A 15,313-nucleotide genomic window follows, 5' to 3' on the forward strand; every position below is an offset into this window, starting at 1 on the left:
CATGTATGTCAGAAGTAAAAGCAAGTATGGCGGGAAGCGTTTGGAAAATTATAGTGGCTGAGGGTGACAGTGTTACGAACGGACAGGACATCATCATCCTGGAATCAATGAAAATGGAAATCCCGATCGCTGCTGAAGAAGACGGCACGGTAAAGGAGATAAAAGTAGCAGAAGGAGATTTTGTAAACGAGGGCGATGTACTCGCCTTTATTGAGTAGGGGATGGACTAGGAAATGGCCAGTTTCTATCAAACTTAAAGAAGTGGGACCGCGTAATGGACTTCAAAATGAAAAAGAGATTTTATCTACTGAGGACAAAATTGCCTGGATTAATGCCCTTTCTAAAAACTGGGCTTCAGTATATCGAAATCACATCATTTGTCCATCCAAAATGATACCTCAGCTCGGTGATGCTGTGAAGGTTGCCGGCGGAATAACAAGGAACCCTTATGTTATTTATGCAGCACTTGTCCCAAATATGAAAGGGCTTGAAGAATATTCAAACCGGAATTGATGAGAAAAAAATAATGCAGGCAGCTTTACTGCTCCAGGAAAAATTAAAAAGGAATTTACCTAGCCACCAGATGGCAGTTTATAATGTTTCTAGTAACTTGCATAAGTTCCCAGGGAGTGAAATAAATGGATAAGTTGATTGAAATTCATCGGTATGATGAGGGAATATCACTTCTGGTTTTAAATCGTCCTCAAGCAGCAAATGCCTTGTCAAAACAAATGCTAAGCGAACTTTCAGCTGAAATAGCTAAATTCCGGCATGATGGAAGTGTTCGCTGTTTGATAATTACAGGTGCGGGTGATAAGGCTTTTTGTGCAGGTGCTGACCTGAAGGAACGTTCCGGGATGAATGAGACAGAGGTCAGGCAGGCTGTGGCTGCTATCAGGGATGCAATTAATGGAGTTGAGAGTCTGCCCCAGCCCGTAATAGCAGCCATTAACGGTGCGGCTTTTGGCGGTGGTCTTGAATTGGCGCTTGCATGCGACATCAGAATTTCGGCTGAGCATTCGAGGATGGGACTTACCGAAACCTCTCTTGGAATAATACCTGGAGCTGGTGGCACCCAGCGGCTTCCGCGTCTTATCGGTGTCTCGGCTGCGAAGGCATTGATCTTTACAGCCAAGAGGATTTCTGCTCAAGAAGCCGAACAGTTATGTATCACAAGTAGAACCGTTCCTGCAGATGAATTACTGCCCGCTGCTCTAGAGCTTGCCCGGGAAATTGTTAAAAATGCACCTTTAGCGCTTTATGCAGCGAAAAAAGCAATCAATAATGGAATGGAAACAGACCTGGCTACCGGTTTGAGAATAGAGGAAATGTGCTATGAAACTACGATTCATAGTGAAGACCGGAAAGAAGGGCTTCAGGCATTTAAGGAAAAACGAATGCCCGTATATACAGGCAAATAACAGGGAGGGATAAAAAGACGATGTCATTGCAGGAGAAACTGGTGGAAACCGTAGAGAAAATCAGCAAGGGCGGTTCTGTTAAATATCATGAAAAAAATGCGGAAAAAGGTAAGCTGTTTGTCCGCGAACGTTTAAAGCATTTGTTTGATAATGATGTGGAAATTGAAGATGCATTTTTTGCAAATTGTATGAAGGATGGCCTTCCAGCAGACGGGGTTGTCACCGGGATCGGCAAAATTGGCGGCAGGACTGTATGTGTCATGGCGAATGATTCAACAGTAAAAGCAGGTTCCTGGGGATCGCGGACGGTTGAAAAAATCATCAGGATCCAGGAAACAGCCGGAAAATTGAATGTGCCATTGCTATATCTTGTTGACTCAGCCGGGGCACGGATTACCGACCAGGTTGAGATGTTCCCTGGAAGGCGGGGAGCAGGCCGAATTTTTTATAATCAGGTGAAACTATCTGGAAAAGTCCCTCAAGTCTGCTTATTATTCGGTCCATCAGCTGCAGGCGGGGCTTATATCCCAGCTTTCTGTGATATCGTCGTGATGGTAGATGGAAATGCTTCCATGTATCTTGGATCACCAAGGATGGCAGAAATGGTTATCGGTGAAAAAGTAACCGAAGAACAAATGGGAGGAGCAAAAATGCATTGTTCGGTTTCAGGGTGCGGAGATGTACTGGTCAAATCTGAGGAAGAAGCGATTGATTATGCAAGAAGCTATCTGTCCTACTTCCCGGCAAATTTCCGCGAAAAGCCGCCGATTCTTGATTCAAAGAGTGTAAGAGAATTTGAAAAAAGCATGGAGGAACTAATTCCTGCAAACCAAAACGCACCATTTAATATGTACGATTTAATTGACAGGCTAATTGATGAGGATAGCTTTTGTGAAATTAAAAAACTTTTCGCACCTGAGCTAATTACTGGGCTAGCCCGGCTGGATGGTGAATCCATCGGTATCATTGCAAATCAGCCAAAGGTCAAGGGTGGCGTACTTTTCCATGATTCAGCAGATAAAGCGGCAAAATTTATTGCCCTTTGTGATGCCTTCAACATTCCGCTGCTGTTCCTTGCTGATATTCCAGGCTTTATGATCGGGACCAAAGTGGAACAAGCAGGAATTATCCGCCATGGCGCGAAGATGATTTCTGCTATGAGCGAAGCAACCGTGCCGAAAATATCTGTTGTTGTCCGCAAAGCTTATGGAGCAGGACTTTATGCGATGGCCGGCCCGGCATTTGAGCCGGATTGCTGCCTGGCGCTTCCTTCTGCTTCTATTGCTGTTATGGGCCCGGAAGCAGCTGTAAATGCCGTTTATGCTAATAAAATTAACGCACTGCCGCCTGAGGAACGCAGTACATTCATAGCGTTAAAAAGGGAAGAGTACAAAAAAGATATAGATATTTATCGCCTTGCGTCAGAAATGATCGTAGATGGAATAGTCCAGCCAAACAATTTACGAAATGAATTAATTGCCCGGTTCGATGCATACAGGAGTAAAATGCAAATCTTTACAGAACGAAAGCATGGGGTATACCCGGTCTAAAAATTAGTATGGCAGCCCTGCTGTTAAGGCGGGGTTTTTTTTGATTTGCATTAATTTTATGAGCAAATGGTTGAATTTTCCTTGAAAGGATATATTATTATTATAAATAAGAATAAGTGAACGATCTCACAAATAATATGGTTTTTAGCCTTAATTACGCAATGAATCACAGGAATGGAGAGGAGAAATACAATGACCAATAAAGCCATGATCAATATTGACTATACATATGACTTTGTTGCCGAAGATGGAGCTTTAACCTGCGGAAAGCCTGGTCAAGAGATAGAGGAAAGTATAACAAGGTTGACAAAGGAGTTCATAGATCGCGGGGATTTTGTTGTATTTGCTGTAGATGTCCACTTGTCCAAAGATGAATACCACCCTGAAACGCAGCTCTTCCCTCCTCATAATATTAAAGGAACTAAAGGCAGGGATTTATACGGGGCATTGGACAGCCTCTACGAAGATAATAAAATGAAGGAAAATGTTTATTATATGGATAAAACCCGCTACTCAGCGTTTGCCGGTACGGATCTTGAGTTGAAATTAAGGGAGCGGGGCATTTCAGAACTTCATTTAATTGGAGTCTGTACCGATATTTGCGTTCTTCATACCGCAGTTGATGCCTATAATAAAGGCTTTTCGATAGTTGTCCATAAAAATGCTGTGGCCTCTTTTAATCCAAATGGGCATGAATGGGCGTTAGGACACTTCGAAGGATCTCTCGGAGCAAAAGTATTATAATAATGGCAGTAGTTTAAACAGCTATTTTAACCTGGAGGTTTAATCATGAGTTCGCATTATGTAGATGACAGCCTGATGCTGCATACCGATCTATATCAAATTAATATGGCCCAGACTTATTGGAATGATAAAAAGCATAATAAACAAGCAGTCTTCGAGTTATATTTCCGCCACCTTCCTTTTGGAAATGGGTACGGAGTGTTTGCCGGACTTGAAAAGATCATTCACTATCTTGAGAACTTCCGGTTCACAGAGAGCGACATTTCTTATTTGCGTGAAGAACTCGGCTATGAAGAGGACTTTTTAGAATATTTAACCAGCCTCCGCTTTACTGGAACACTGCGTTCTATGCAGGAAGGTGAATTGGTTTTTGGCAATGAGCCGATCATGCGGGTCGAGGCACCGCTTGGGGTAGCTCAGCTGATTGAAACGGCACTTCTAAATATCGTGAATTATCAAACCCTGATTGCCACAAAAGCTGCAAGAATTAAAGAAGTTATCAGAGACTCAGTGGCAATGGAGTTTGGCACAAGAAGGGCACATGAAATGGATGCCGCTATTTGGGGTACAAGAGCTGCGTATATCGCCGGGTTTTCTTCAACAAGCAATGTTCGTGCCGGTAAACTATTTGGAATTCCTGTTTCCGGAACACATGCCCACTCTCTGGTTCAGGCATACAGAGACGAATATAGGGCATTCCATGAGTATGCAAGCAGCCATAAAGACTGTGTGTTCCTTGTTGATACATACGATACACTAAAGTCGGGTGTTCCCAATGCCATCAAAGTGGCAAAGGAGCTCGGCGACAAAATCAATTTTATAGGCGTTCGCCTTGATAGCGGCGATTTGGCTTACTTGTCCAAGGAAACAAGAAAAATGCTTGATGAAGCAGGTTTTACGAAAACGAAGATCATTGCCTCGAATGACTTAGATGAATACACCATCATAAATCTGCAGTCTCAAGGAGCCAAAATTGATGTCTGGGGTATCGGAACGAAGCTGATAACAGCATTCGAACAGGCTGCATTGGGAGCTGTTTATAAATTAGTTTCAATTGAAGATGAAAAAGGGAATATGGCAGATACAATAAAAATTTCCGGAAACCCTGAAAAAGTAACAACTCCGGGACTCAAGAGAGTGTACCGCATAGTTAATTCAATAAATAACCATGCGGAAGGCGATTACATCGCGATGGAGGATGAAAATCCTCAAGAAGAAGACCACCTGAAAATGTTCCATCCTGTCCATACTTATATCAGCAAATTCGTGACTAATTTTACAGCACGAGAATTGCATAAAGTGATCTTTCAGGAAGGCAGGCTGGTTTACGAACTGCCATCTCTAAATGAAGTTCGCTCATTCTTGCAGGAAAATTTGGTTCAGCTTTGGCCTGAATACAGAAGGTCTCTTAATCCGGAGGAATATCCGGTCGACTTAAGCCAGAAATGCTGGGACAATAAAATGGCAAGAATTGAAGAAATCAGAAAGAAGGTTGCGGACCTTTAAAAGCTGGCTGTTAAACATGCATAATTTCTTTCAAATCTTTTTATAGAAAGCAGGGGAATATTCATGAGGCAACTACAAAAAGAAATCATCGAAAAATTATTGGTCCAGCCAACAATTGATCCGGAAACTGAATTCCGCAGAAGTGTGGATTTCCTTAAGGGCTATTTGAAAAAATATCCGTTTCTAAAAAGCCTGGTCCTTGGTATCTCGGGCGGACAGGATTCAACCCTATGCGGTTATATCGCCCAGACAGCGGTTAACGAGCTGAATCTGGAAAAGGGTACTGATGAATATTTGTTCGCAGCTGTCAGGCTGCCATACGGTGAGCAAATAGATGAAGAGGATGCACAAGCTGCCCTTGATTGGATCAAGCCAAGCAAGTCTGTTACCGTTAATATCAAGCCTGCAGTTGATGCCAGTGTCAAAGCAGTTGAAGAAGGCACTGGCGAGAGCCTGAGCGACTTCCTTAAAGGCAATGTAAAAGCCCGAGAACGAATGAAGGTACAATATGATCTTGCAGGAATTTATAAAGGGGTTGTTCTGGGAACAGACCACGCGGCAGAAGCTGTTACCGGTTTCTTTACCAAGCATGGTGATGGCGCTGCTGATCTCGTTCCGTTATACCGTCTGAACAAACGCCAGGGGAGAGAAATCCTTAAATATCTTGGTGCCCCGGAGCGACTGTATTTAAAAGTTCCGACTGCTGACTTGGAAGATAATAAACCGCTAATTCCAGATGAAGTTGCACTTGGAGTTTCATATGAAGAAATAGATGACTATTTGGAAGGAAAAGACATTAATCCGGAAAACGCAGAAAAGCTTGAAGGTTGGTACTTAAAAACCGAGCATAAAAGACATGAAGCTATCTCTGTTTATGATAATTGGTGGAAATAAATAACAAAAGTGCAAGCTGTCAGAATTTTATCTGGCGGCTTGTTTTTATTTTAAAACAATGAAAAAATATTTATGATTTTGCTGTTAAACTTGCCTATTTATTTACGCTCCAGGTACACGCTTTTTCGCAGGCGGTTCGGGAGCCTCTCGGTGCTTGCGTCTGAGGGGTCTTCATTGACACGCGTTTCCCTAAGGACGTTGAATTGGCTTCCCCGTATAAACATCGCACGAGAAAATGCGGTTGCATTTTCGAGAAGTCTCGTACCTTCTTCTCCAATTTAGAAAAACTTAAGCGCCCTGGCCAAGGTCATTGACTAAAGTCTAGCAGGGTTGAGGTCTAAGGCCATTTCAACCTCCGTCCTGTGCCAAACGGCGACGTCAGCACATCCTTGTAGAGGAAGAGTGGCTTAGGTCGCCGCGTCCAGTGGCAACGCCGTTCTAACCCACAGTCTGTGGGTCTCCGGCAAGCATAAGACAAACGCTGGCAGAAGGGGCTTTTTTCCTACCGAAGCGTTTGGCTAGCGACCTCGAGGAGCTGGGCGCAGCAGCTAGACATCAACAAAGTTCCAAAATCAACAACATAGCTAAGATTTTAGTAAAAAAATGAAAAAACCGAGTGGATAACCTTTAAACGGGGTATACAGATAAAAGGGTTTTACTAACTATGTTTGTGAATACTATTACACTTATAGGGCTGTTATCTTATTGAAATTATCTTCGGGGGTGCGTTACATGATAGCACAGTCAAACCAAATAAAGAACCGTAACCCAAAAACACCAATTAGATTCGTGGCTAGAACTATAGGCGGAATATTGCTTTGCCAGTTTTTGTTCACTGGACAGGCATTTGCCAGCGAAACGTACACAGTGAAAAAGGGAGATACATGGGACCGGATCAGTAAAGCCGCGGGTTATCCAGCCAGTGAGCTTATGGCTCTCAACAATAAGAAAAATAATTTCCTTGCAGCGGGTGAATTGATACAGCTGCCAGAAAGTAAAAAATCAGCGGGTCAACCTGCCTTGAATAACAAGTCCATGCCTGGTGCCACCTACACCGTTGTTAAGGGAGACACACTTTATAGCATAGCTGAACGATTCGGTTCGACTATTAAAGCTTTAAAGCAGGAAAATAAATTAACGAAAAATTCTATAAAAGCTGGCCAGAAGCTGAAGATACAAACCCTTGGAGAGACAATTGCGATTATAGTAGGAGCAGCGGACGCCAATTCCGTCGAATTTAAGGTGGATTCAGAATATCAGGTTTTCAGGGTCCCAAACAGGAGCGGGGAAGTCTTTCAGGGTTTAAAAGGCAAAAAGGTGAAACTCACATATAAAAAAGCTAATAATGAAATTATCACCTATACAGTTCAATAGTTAAAGATAGCCCGCGGTGAAGTGACAATTTTCCGCGGGCTGGTTTTGTTCTATTGTCATGTAATTACTCCGGGCATTGCAATTATGATTTCGTTCCTTCCCAAAATAGGCGGATGGCTTCCACTGTTTTTGGATTTTCAAGGGATGAAATGTCACCGCAATCCTGATTAAGATAAGCTGATTTAATAACACGCCTCATTACTTTGCCATTTCTTGTTTTCGGCAGCTCTTCAACAAATAAAATATCTTTTGGGGTCAGGGCTTTTCCTAAATGCTTTGCGACAAGCTGATACAGCTCCGCCTTTAGCGCATCGTCATTCTGGATACCAGGTTTTAATACGGCAAAGCAAACCGCAGCCTCACCCTTTTCGGCATCCGGAACACCAATAGTGGCTGCCTCAATCACGGAATCATGCTCCACAAGAGCCGATTCCATTTCAGCAGGGCCCAGTCGTTTCCCGGCAACATTTAAAATATCATCCGAACGGCCTGTGATCGTCCAATAGCCTGCATCATCCCTGATTACCCAATCGCCATGTACCCAAGTATCTGGCCAGCGGCTCCAATAAGTATTTTCATACCGCTCGTTTTCTTTCCAAAATCCATTTGTCATACCTACCCAAGGCTTTGAAATAACGAGTTCACCTACTTGATTTGTTACAGGGTCGCCATTTTCATTATAGACATGGACATCCATGCCTGGAATTGGTGAATTAAATGTGATTGGTGTAATGGGTTTTACTAAAACATTGCCAAGGATCCCGCCGGATATTTCGGTTCCGCCTGAATAGTTAATGATAGGAATCCTGCTTTTTCCAACCTTTTCAAACAGCCACATCCACGGTTCCGGATTCCATGGCTCGCCTGTTGATCCGATTGCCCGGAGGGACGATAAATCGTGTTTGTTAACCCAGTCTGTATCATGTTTCATCAAGCTGCGGATGAGGGTTGGCGAAATTCCGAGATGAGTGACAGAGTGCTTGCTGACGATTTCCCAAAGCCTGCCCGGGTCAGGAAAATCAGGAGTTCCTTCGAACATTAACACGGATGCACCATTTACCAAACCTCCAAAAACAAGAAAAGGTCCCATCATCCAGCCCATATCCGTATACCAGAAGAGGGTGTCGCCTTTTTTGACATCCATGCAAATTGCGGCATCAAATGCAGCTTTAATTGGAAAGCCCGCATGTGTATGTACCGCCCCCTTCGGTTTTCCAGTAGTGCCTGAAGTATAAATCAGCATGAAAGGATCGCTAGCATCTGTATCAGCAGTTTTGTAAGTGCTTTCATTTTTAGTTGCGGAATCCCAATCGATATCCCTTTTATTGTCCCATGGAATATCTCCACCTGTTCGCCGGACGACTACTACCTTTTCGATAGAAGGTGACTGCATAACAGCACGGTCAGCTTCTTCTTTCATTGAGACATTCTTGCCCCGGCGGTAGAAACCGTCTGCTGTAATCATCACCTTTGCCTGTGCAGCGTTTATCCTTGTTGATACCGCTTCTGCTCCATACCCTGAAAAGGCTGGCGAGAAAATAGCGCCAATCTTGGCCACTGCAAGCATGGCAATCAATGTTTCAGGAATCATTGGCATATAGATAGTTACTACATCCCCAGGTTTTACACCTATTCCAGAAAGTCCGGCAGCTGCCCTGTTGACCTCACGGTCAAGTTCTGTAAATGAAAAGGTCTTTTCCTCGCCGTTATCGCCTTCCCATATCAAGGCAGGTTTACTATTAGTATTTTCAGCTTTTGCCCATTTTTCAACAGCGTTATGGACAATATTCATCCTGCCGCCAGAAAACCAACCGGGGTACTTAAGGCCATTCGACAAATCGAGCGATTTTTGGTAATCCTTTTTCCAGGATATTTTCAGCTCTTTAACAGCTTCATCCCAAAACCATCCAATATTCTCGATTGATTTTTCATAGAAAGTGTCATAATCAGAAAATCCAAGTTTGGTCATCCATTGATATAGCCTTGTATTCTTTATGTACTCTTCTTGAGGAAACCATATTGCATCAGCCTTTCCCATAGAAACCCTCCGAACAATTCAAAATATTAGATATCTTTATTATATCGCAAAGGTTCATTGAAAGAAAATTTTGTTTTCTTGGAACATGTTCACTGAAAAAAGTTAAAGGTGGAATAACCAAACATGTGATATATTTGATGAATAAACTGAACCCATAGCTGTTTATTAATTGCATAAGTAAGGGGATAAAAAAGCTGCCAACCGTAGAGATAAGGATGGGAAAGGGCAGGAGGCTTACACTCACAATCGCGTCTTCAACATAAAAATAGCACCTCAAATGAGATGCCCAGAAGGGGGAAAGAAAGGATAAAGTAATCATGAACGAATGGTTTAATCCTTTCTCATGCATATCATTTCCCAAATCACTGGGTATTATTCAATTTCCGTTAATATCTTTACCATCTTTCGGACGTAACTGAAACCCTATCCAATCATGACAATCATGACATATCGGGTCGGTATTCAAATAACTTGTTTTTTCATCAGTAGAAAACTCACCACAGAGGTTACAAATAATCACTTAATGCATCCTTTCAACTTCATTTTATAAGAAAATAGTATACCTCCATACTATGAGTAAAAAGCCTAGGAGGTTCCTTCCTGTACTTCTTTTAAATGATACTATATTCGGGTTTGAGATCTTTTACGTCCCTTTTCATTTAGATCTTTAGGTTTTCTTGCTACTATCACTAAAGTTAAAATAAAAACTATTCCCAAAATCCCATTTAATATCCAAGGAAAAAGTTTAATTTCTTCCATTAAAATTTACCTCCTTTTATGTGGAATTATCATAATATGTAATTAAAGCTGTTATTATGTTTATGTTTTTAACTGGGATCGTGCTATTTATTCAGAATAGTGTTTTTAAGACATCTTGTTCAGTAAAATCAATCTTTTTAAGGGAAAACAAGGATAAATAGGATATTACAAGCCATATATGCTAATATTAGAAGGATAATATCATTTTTTGTCGAATGATATTAAGAGGAAGGTGTGTTAACTTGGACGAAAAGATGATTTTCGCAAATAACCAAAAAGAATTAGATAACAAAATTGAGCAGATTCAGCAGGGATACGAGGATAAGTATCCAGATAAAAATGTAGAGATTGAATTCCTGAATCCGCTAGCGGACGATATTGTATTTTCAAAAAACCACACCACTCAAATGATTATTGGTATTAAAACGGTAGGAAAAGAATAGATTGAACATTAGGCATCCATACGAGTGCTATATTTTCTCGGATAAAGCATTTAATATGAAGAAATGGTTGGGAAAAGACAAGTACAGTAATGGAGGAGAAAATATGTTAAGTAAAATAAAAGGCACAAAATATATGCCAGAATATGCCCATCCAAGGTATAAAGTGAAACTTGAGACCCCTGAAGGTAAGGACTTAATAATCTTGTTTGATTATACAGAAAGTTCATTAATGAAAGGATTTATGCCTTTAAAAGTAAAGTATGATGGTCAGAATAAAGGAGCTCAACTTGCTTGGTATACTCAAGAAGTAGAAAAAATGACTGTTATAGAATTTTTGGGGATTTTAGCAGAAAAACTAAATAAAAAATATGATGTTGATGTAAAGTCTTAAAGGCATTCTTATGCCCGTATAAAAACTTTGTAATATCCATATAATTAGATAATTTTAATGGTTTGCATTGGAACAGTTTAAGTACTGTTCTTTTTTGTTTTAAAATGCGCTAATAAATAAAAGACAGTAAAGAGAATATCCTTACTGTCTAAACAGAATTGTATTAGGAATTTCAAAGAATTAGGAATATTTTACCTTTTTTTCTATAGCATTCGTTTAAGACTGCTCTAAAAATGTTAGTATTCTCGAAAACTCTTTTTATGAATCTTTTCAATAACTTCATGAAGCTCATCCGGCTTATGAAATTCAATAGGAGAAACTCCTTTTTCAAAGCTGATTGTTTCAGCTTCAATTAGAAGGACATACCGGCCATTAATTTTGGAAAGATGGATCGTATCACCAAAATCTGCAAGCAGACCGCTAACCGATACATGTCCAACTTTCATTTTCAATTCCACTTCTGGAGTATGCTCTATAATTTGGGCGGAAGCTTCCATTACTTGATGGGTAGTAAGCCTCTCCTGAATTTCCCGTTTTGGGCTGGCTTCCCAAATTTCCATGGCCTGTTCAAATTGCTGACGTTCCTCGCTGCTTTCATCAAATTCTTCAAACACATGCTCCTGAACCATAGTCATGACTTGAGATCTTAAGATTTCCGGCATGGATTCACCATACTCAACAAATTTAAGGAAATCTTCAAAATAGCGGGCATGGGATGCCTGATGAATTTTTAATTCGTTGTCCTCGATCATTCCTTCCTCGGGCATGAAAGGAAATTGAATTGACTTCATGTTTTTTGTCGTAATCGCCATCTCTACATTCCGTATTAGGCTTGATTCATCTGCAATGGAAGCGACTTTAGGTTCAAAATCGCATTTCATGATAAATACAAAAGGTTCATCGAAATATTTGCTCAGTTTTGCAGAAGCCACGAGAAAGACCCCTCCACGAACTGCGCTGGTATCAATATACGAGATTACAAATTTTTCGTTCTCGGCCTGAAAGCTTTCCATTGTCTCTGCAAAACGGACCCGATTGAATAAATTGTAGTTGGGATTTGAATCAAGATTATGTCCCTCTTCAACAATAAAATGGCCGATTTTCGTCGGTACCTGTTCAGCTTTAGGGTGGCGGTCAACCTTGCGTTTTGCAATTTTCATCAGTTCTCCGTCGAGAAATTCCTTGAGGGGGCTTTCTTCATACCCTGCTGCGTCGAGAGTCTGGAAATGCTTAAACCGCTTATCAGCCTGTTCTCCTTTTCCTTCCACATGCACGACGTAAAAGGACAGGAACTTAATATCAAAATCCATGCTATTCACCTTGTTTCTAAATTTTCGCTTTCACAAGTATAAAAAATGGCTGAACATTCGTCAATCTGAGGGGAAGCACAAAGATAGTGCTAGGGCAACGTGCTACAGTCCTGTGAGAATGAAATTAATTCCGTTAAAAACGGTCACAATTCCGTGAGAATGAAATAAATTCAGCGACAATGTGCCACATTTCCGTAAGATCAGTGAAAACGGCACACAATGCCGTGAGAAATGTATTAAAAGGCCGTGATCAACCCTCAATCCGCTTTCGGTCTAAAAACGAAAACCCCTTAAACAGAGAAACCCTGCTACATATAACAGGGTTTCTTCTCTCTTTTATTCATTTTTTGGAATTAAATTATCACGGCAGTATGCATTTACCTGTTCTTCTTCATCTTCCTCTAGCTCTAAATCTATATATTTTTCAGTTTCATTTTCATAAAAATCATACTTTGCGATATAAGCTTTATCGTCCTCAAGGACGTATATTACTTTTAAATAAACTCCATTTTCGGAATAAAGCTCATCATCTTCGGGTACATCAAGATCAATCAAGAATTCAAAACGGTTACCCGGCAAAATGCCAAACGGGTCATTAATTAGTTCGAGTTCATGGCCTGTTATGGAAAGCATCCCAATCGCCTTCTTTCTATTTTTTTAGTATGCAGTTATTCGATTATACCTGTTAAGTTAAAATTCATAAAGTTTTAGACAGCCAGGAGGGACTGTTTCCATGAAAATTATTGTACTTTCGGATACCCATATGCCAAGGATGTCAAAGAAACTTCCAGCAGCACTGCGTAAAGGCCTGCAAGGAGCTGACCTCATCATTCATGCCGGTGATTGGCAGACAGCTGATGTGTATTATGGACTCCAGCAATATGGCCAGCTGGAAGGTGTGTCAGGGAATGTTGATGGCCCTGATATTAAAGAGCTTGTCCCTGAAAAAAAGCTTGTCAAAGTCCATGGGTTTAAAATTGGGATAGTCCATGGCCATGGCAAAAAGCTTACAACAGAAAAGAGGGCTCTGGCTGCGTTTGAAAATGAAAAACCAGATGCAATCATTTATGGCCATTCACATATACCTGTCTTAACATATAAAGAAGATACATTGCTGTTCAACCCGGGTTCACCTACAGACAAACGGAAGCAGCCACTTTATTCCTATGGTGTGATAACAATAGGGGAGGAATTAAAAGCTGAACACATTTTTTTCGACAGAAAGGATTGAGGTGGCCCGTAGCTTTACGCCTTTTTTGCCAATAAATACTGCTGTACATAACTTTCTCCTTTTTTCAAAAACTATATTCAAATAGTGTGAAAAAGGCGGGGATTTCATGGCTAAAAAAACAAGCAGTCCTTGCGAACCCCAAAAAGGAAACCTGAAGTGGTGGCAGCTGTCTTTAATTGGAGTAGGCTGTATCATTGGAACGGGTTATTTTCTTGGTTCAGGGATTGCGATTAAGAAAGCGGGACCAGCGGTGTTGTTGGCATTTTTGTTGGCGGCCCTGGGTACATATGTGGTGTATGATGCCCTTGCTCGCATGAATGCTGACCATCCTGTGAAGGGGTCGTTTTGTGCTTATGCAAAAGAGGCTTATGGCCATTGGGCGGGGTTTAGTAATGGCTGGGTTTATTGGAGTGCGGAAGTTCTAATCATGGGCAGCCAGCTGACTGCTTTAGGTTTATTTACTCGCTTTTGGTTTCCGGACATCCCATTATGGATTTTTGCAGCAGTCTATGCAATTCTCGGACTATTGGTTGTTATGATCGGCTTAAATGCTTTTGAGAAAGTTGAAAATATCATGGCAGTGATAAAGATATTGGGAATTCTTATGTTTATCGTCATTGCAGCTCTGGCTGTATTTCATTTTATTGATGGGAGCAGAAAGCATCCTACGGTGCCAGCCAGCTTTGATATGATATTTCCAAATGGGTTAAAAGGTTTATGGGCTGCTATGATATATGCATTTTACACATTTGGCGGAATCGAAATAATGGCTTTAATGGCAACCAAATTGAAAAATCCAGATGATGGGCCTAAGGCTGGAAAGGTTATGCTCTCTATTCTGGCGGTAATCTATGTTTTATCCATCGGATTGGCTGTGCTTTTAGTATCTTGGAATATGTTCCAGGAAAACGAAAGTCCCTTTGTTACGGCACTTGACGGCTATAATCTTCCGTTTGTTCCTCACGTATTCAATGGAATTCTGATCATTGCGGGTTTCTCGACTATGTCGGCTTCCTTGTATTCAGTTACGGATATGTTAGTGAATCTTGCTGAAGACGGAGATGCTCCAAAGGTGTTTGCGAAAAAGGCAACAAAAAGGAAAATCCCTTTTCCTGCTTTGATCATTACCGCTTCAGGTTTAATAACTTCTATAGTATTAGCGCTGCTATTGCCCAAAAATCTCTTTGAACATATCACTACGGCTGCTGGATTGATGCTGCTGTATACCTGGCTGTTCATATTATTTACATTTGCAAGGCTGATGAAGATTAAAGGGTTTGATCAGGTAAAACGGATTGCGGGAATCGTGCTGATCTTAGCCGCAGTTAGTGGAACTCTTGTGGAACGTGCCAGCCGTCCGGGATTTTTCATAAGCCTAGCATTTCTTGCAGTTATAGGTGCAGCCACTTTAATTATGAAACGAAAATGGAAAAGCAGTGAGACAGGACAGCAGCAATCATAGAAAAGCGAAAGCGCCCTGAGTGGAGGAAGAATGGCTAAGATCGCCACGTCCTGTGGCAATGCCGTTCTGACCCACATCCTTTGGGCCTCCGACAAGCGCTGACAGAAGGCGCTTTTTGCCTTCCGAAGCGATTAGCTTATGACCAGGTTGCGATGGCACTTGATCGCAACACAAGGTTGCGATGGCACTT

At 41.3% G+C, this 15,313-nt stretch carries 15 protein-coding genes and 1 pseudogene; 12 read left to right on the forward strand and 4 right to left on the reverse strand.

What is annotated here, in order from left to right; all coding sequences use genetic code 11:
* The first annotated feature begins 5 nt into the window (after nt 1–5).
* The 8 genes and pseudogenes from D0469_RS07545 to D0469_RS07580 all read left to right on the forward strand — a co-directional run bounded on the left by D0469_RS07545 (nt 6) and on the right by D0469_RS07580 (nt 7,489).
* Nucleotides 6–218 carry an acetyl-CoA carboxylase biotin carboxyl carrier protein subunit gene (locus tag D0469_RS07545; RefSeq protein WP_117326013.1) on the forward strand — a complete coding sequence of 71 codons (213 nt, stop codon included), beginning with the start codon at nt 6–8 and terminating at the stop codon, nt 216–218.
* A pseudogene (locus D0469_RS07550) lies at nt 196–495 on the forward strand (hypothetical protein); the annotation flags it as partial. The gene D0469_RS07545 and the pseudogene D0469_RS07550, both read left to right, overlap by 23 nt.
* Before the next feature lie 143 nt (nt 496–638).
* Nucleotides 639–1,421, forward strand: coding sequence for an enoyl-CoA hydratase (locus D0469_RS07555; protein WP_117326014.1), 783 nt, complete (start codon nt 639–641; stop codon nt 1,419–1,421).
* Nucleotides 1,422–1,441: 20 nt separating this feature from the next.
* The gene (locus D0469_RS07560) at nt 1,442–2,971 is read left to right on the forward strand and encodes an acyl-CoA carboxylase subunit beta (RefSeq protein ID WP_117326015.1); all 1,530 of its coding nucleotides are present in this window, start codon (nt 1,442–1,444) and stop codon (nt 2,969–2,971) included.
* A gap of 192 nt (nt 2,972–3,163) precedes the next feature.
* A complete protein-coding gene (locus D0469_RS07565; RefSeq protein ID WP_117326016.1) occupies nt 3,164–3,715 on the forward strand; it encodes a cysteine hydrolase family protein in 552 nt (183 codons plus the stop codon).
* 45 nt (nt 3,716–3,760) lie between these two features.
* Nucleotides 3,761–5,221 (forward strand): nicotinate phosphoribosyltransferase, encoded by a 1,461-nt coding sequence (locus D0469_RS07570; RefSeq protein WP_117326017.1) that lies wholly within the window; start codon nt 3,761–3,763, stop codon nt 5,219–5,221.
* A 63-nt stretch (nt 5,222–5,284) separates the two neighbouring features.
* The gene (gene nadE / locus D0469_RS07575) at nt 5,285–6,115 is read left to right on the forward strand and encodes an ammonia-dependent NAD(+) synthetase (RefSeq protein ID WP_117326018.1); all 831 of its coding nucleotides are present in this window, start codon (nt 5,285–5,287) and stop codon (nt 6,113–6,115) included.
* 732 nt (nt 6,116–6,847) lie between these two features.
* Nucleotides 6,848–7,489 carry a LysM peptidoglycan-binding domain-containing protein gene (locus D0469_RS07580; RefSeq protein ID WP_117326019.1) on the forward strand — a complete coding sequence of 214 codons (642 nt, stop codon included), beginning with the start codon at nt 6,848–6,850 and terminating at the stop codon, nt 7,487–7,489.
* A gap of 82 nt (nt 7,490–7,571) precedes the next feature.
* On the opposite strand, the gene D0469_RS07585 is transcribed toward D0469_RS07580, so the two are convergent.
* Nucleotides 7,572–9,527: an acetate--CoA ligase gene (locus D0469_RS07585; RefSeq protein ID WP_117326020.1), complete on the reverse strand. Its 1,956-nt coding sequence runs from the start codon at nt 9,525–9,527 to the stop codon at nt 7,572–7,574.
* A 621-nt stretch (nt 9,528–10,148) separates the two neighbouring features.
* Nucleotides 10,149–10,286 carry a hypothetical protein gene (locus D0469_RS21325; RefSeq protein WP_199478409.1) on the reverse strand — a complete coding sequence of 46 codons (138 nt, stop codon included), beginning with the start codon at nt 10,284–10,286 and terminating at the stop codon, nt 10,149–10,151.
* A 242-nt stretch (nt 10,287–10,528) separates the two neighbouring features.
* On the opposite strand from D0469_RS21325, the gene D0469_RS07590 reads away from it, so the two are divergent.
* The gene (locus tag D0469_RS07590) at nt 10,529–10,729 is read left to right on the forward strand and encodes a hypothetical protein (protein ID WP_117326021.1); all 201 of its coding nucleotides are present in this window, start codon (nt 10,529–10,531) and stop codon (nt 10,727–10,729) included.
* A 103-nt stretch (nt 10,730–10,832) separates the two neighbouring features.
* Nucleotides 10,833–11,120, forward strand: coding sequence for a hypothetical protein (locus D0469_RS07595; RefSeq protein WP_117326022.1), 288 nt, complete (start codon nt 10,833–10,835; stop codon nt 11,118–11,120).
* Between the two features lie 236 nt (nt 11,121–11,356).
* On the opposite strand, the gene D0469_RS07600 is transcribed toward D0469_RS07595, so the two are convergent.
* Nucleotides 11,357–12,430 (reverse strand): DUF3900 domain-containing protein, encoded by a 1,074-nt coding sequence (locus D0469_RS07600; RefSeq protein WP_117326023.1) that lies wholly within the window; start codon nt 12,428–12,430, stop codon nt 11,357–11,359.
* A gap of 336 nt (nt 12,431–12,766) precedes the next feature.
* Nucleotides 12,767–13,063 carry a DUF6509 family protein gene (locus tag D0469_RS07605; RefSeq protein ID WP_117326024.1) on the reverse strand — a complete coding sequence of 99 codons (297 nt, stop codon included), beginning with the start codon at nt 13,061–13,063 and terminating at the stop codon, nt 12,767–12,769.
* Between the two features lie 100 nt (nt 13,064–13,163).
* Here D0469_RS07605 and D0469_RS07610 point away from each other — a divergent pair, with 100 nt between their 5' ends.
* A complete protein-coding gene (locus tag D0469_RS07610) occupies nt 13,164–13,661 on the forward strand; it encodes a metallophosphoesterase family protein (RefSeq protein WP_117326025.1) in 498 nt (165 codons plus the stop codon).
* Nucleotides 13,662–13,767: 106 nt separating this feature from the next.
* Nucleotides 13,768–15,123, forward strand: a complete 1,356-nt coding sequence (locus D0469_RS07615; protein WP_117326026.1) for an amino acid permease — start codon at nt 13,768–13,770, stop codon at nt 15,121–15,123.
* The last annotated feature ends 190 nt before the right edge of the window (nt 15,124–15,313 follow it).

The organism is Peribacillus saganii, assembly GCF_003429095.1.
Lineage (GTDB): Bacteria > Bacillota > Bacilli > Bacillales > DSM-1321 > Peribacillus > Peribacillus saganii.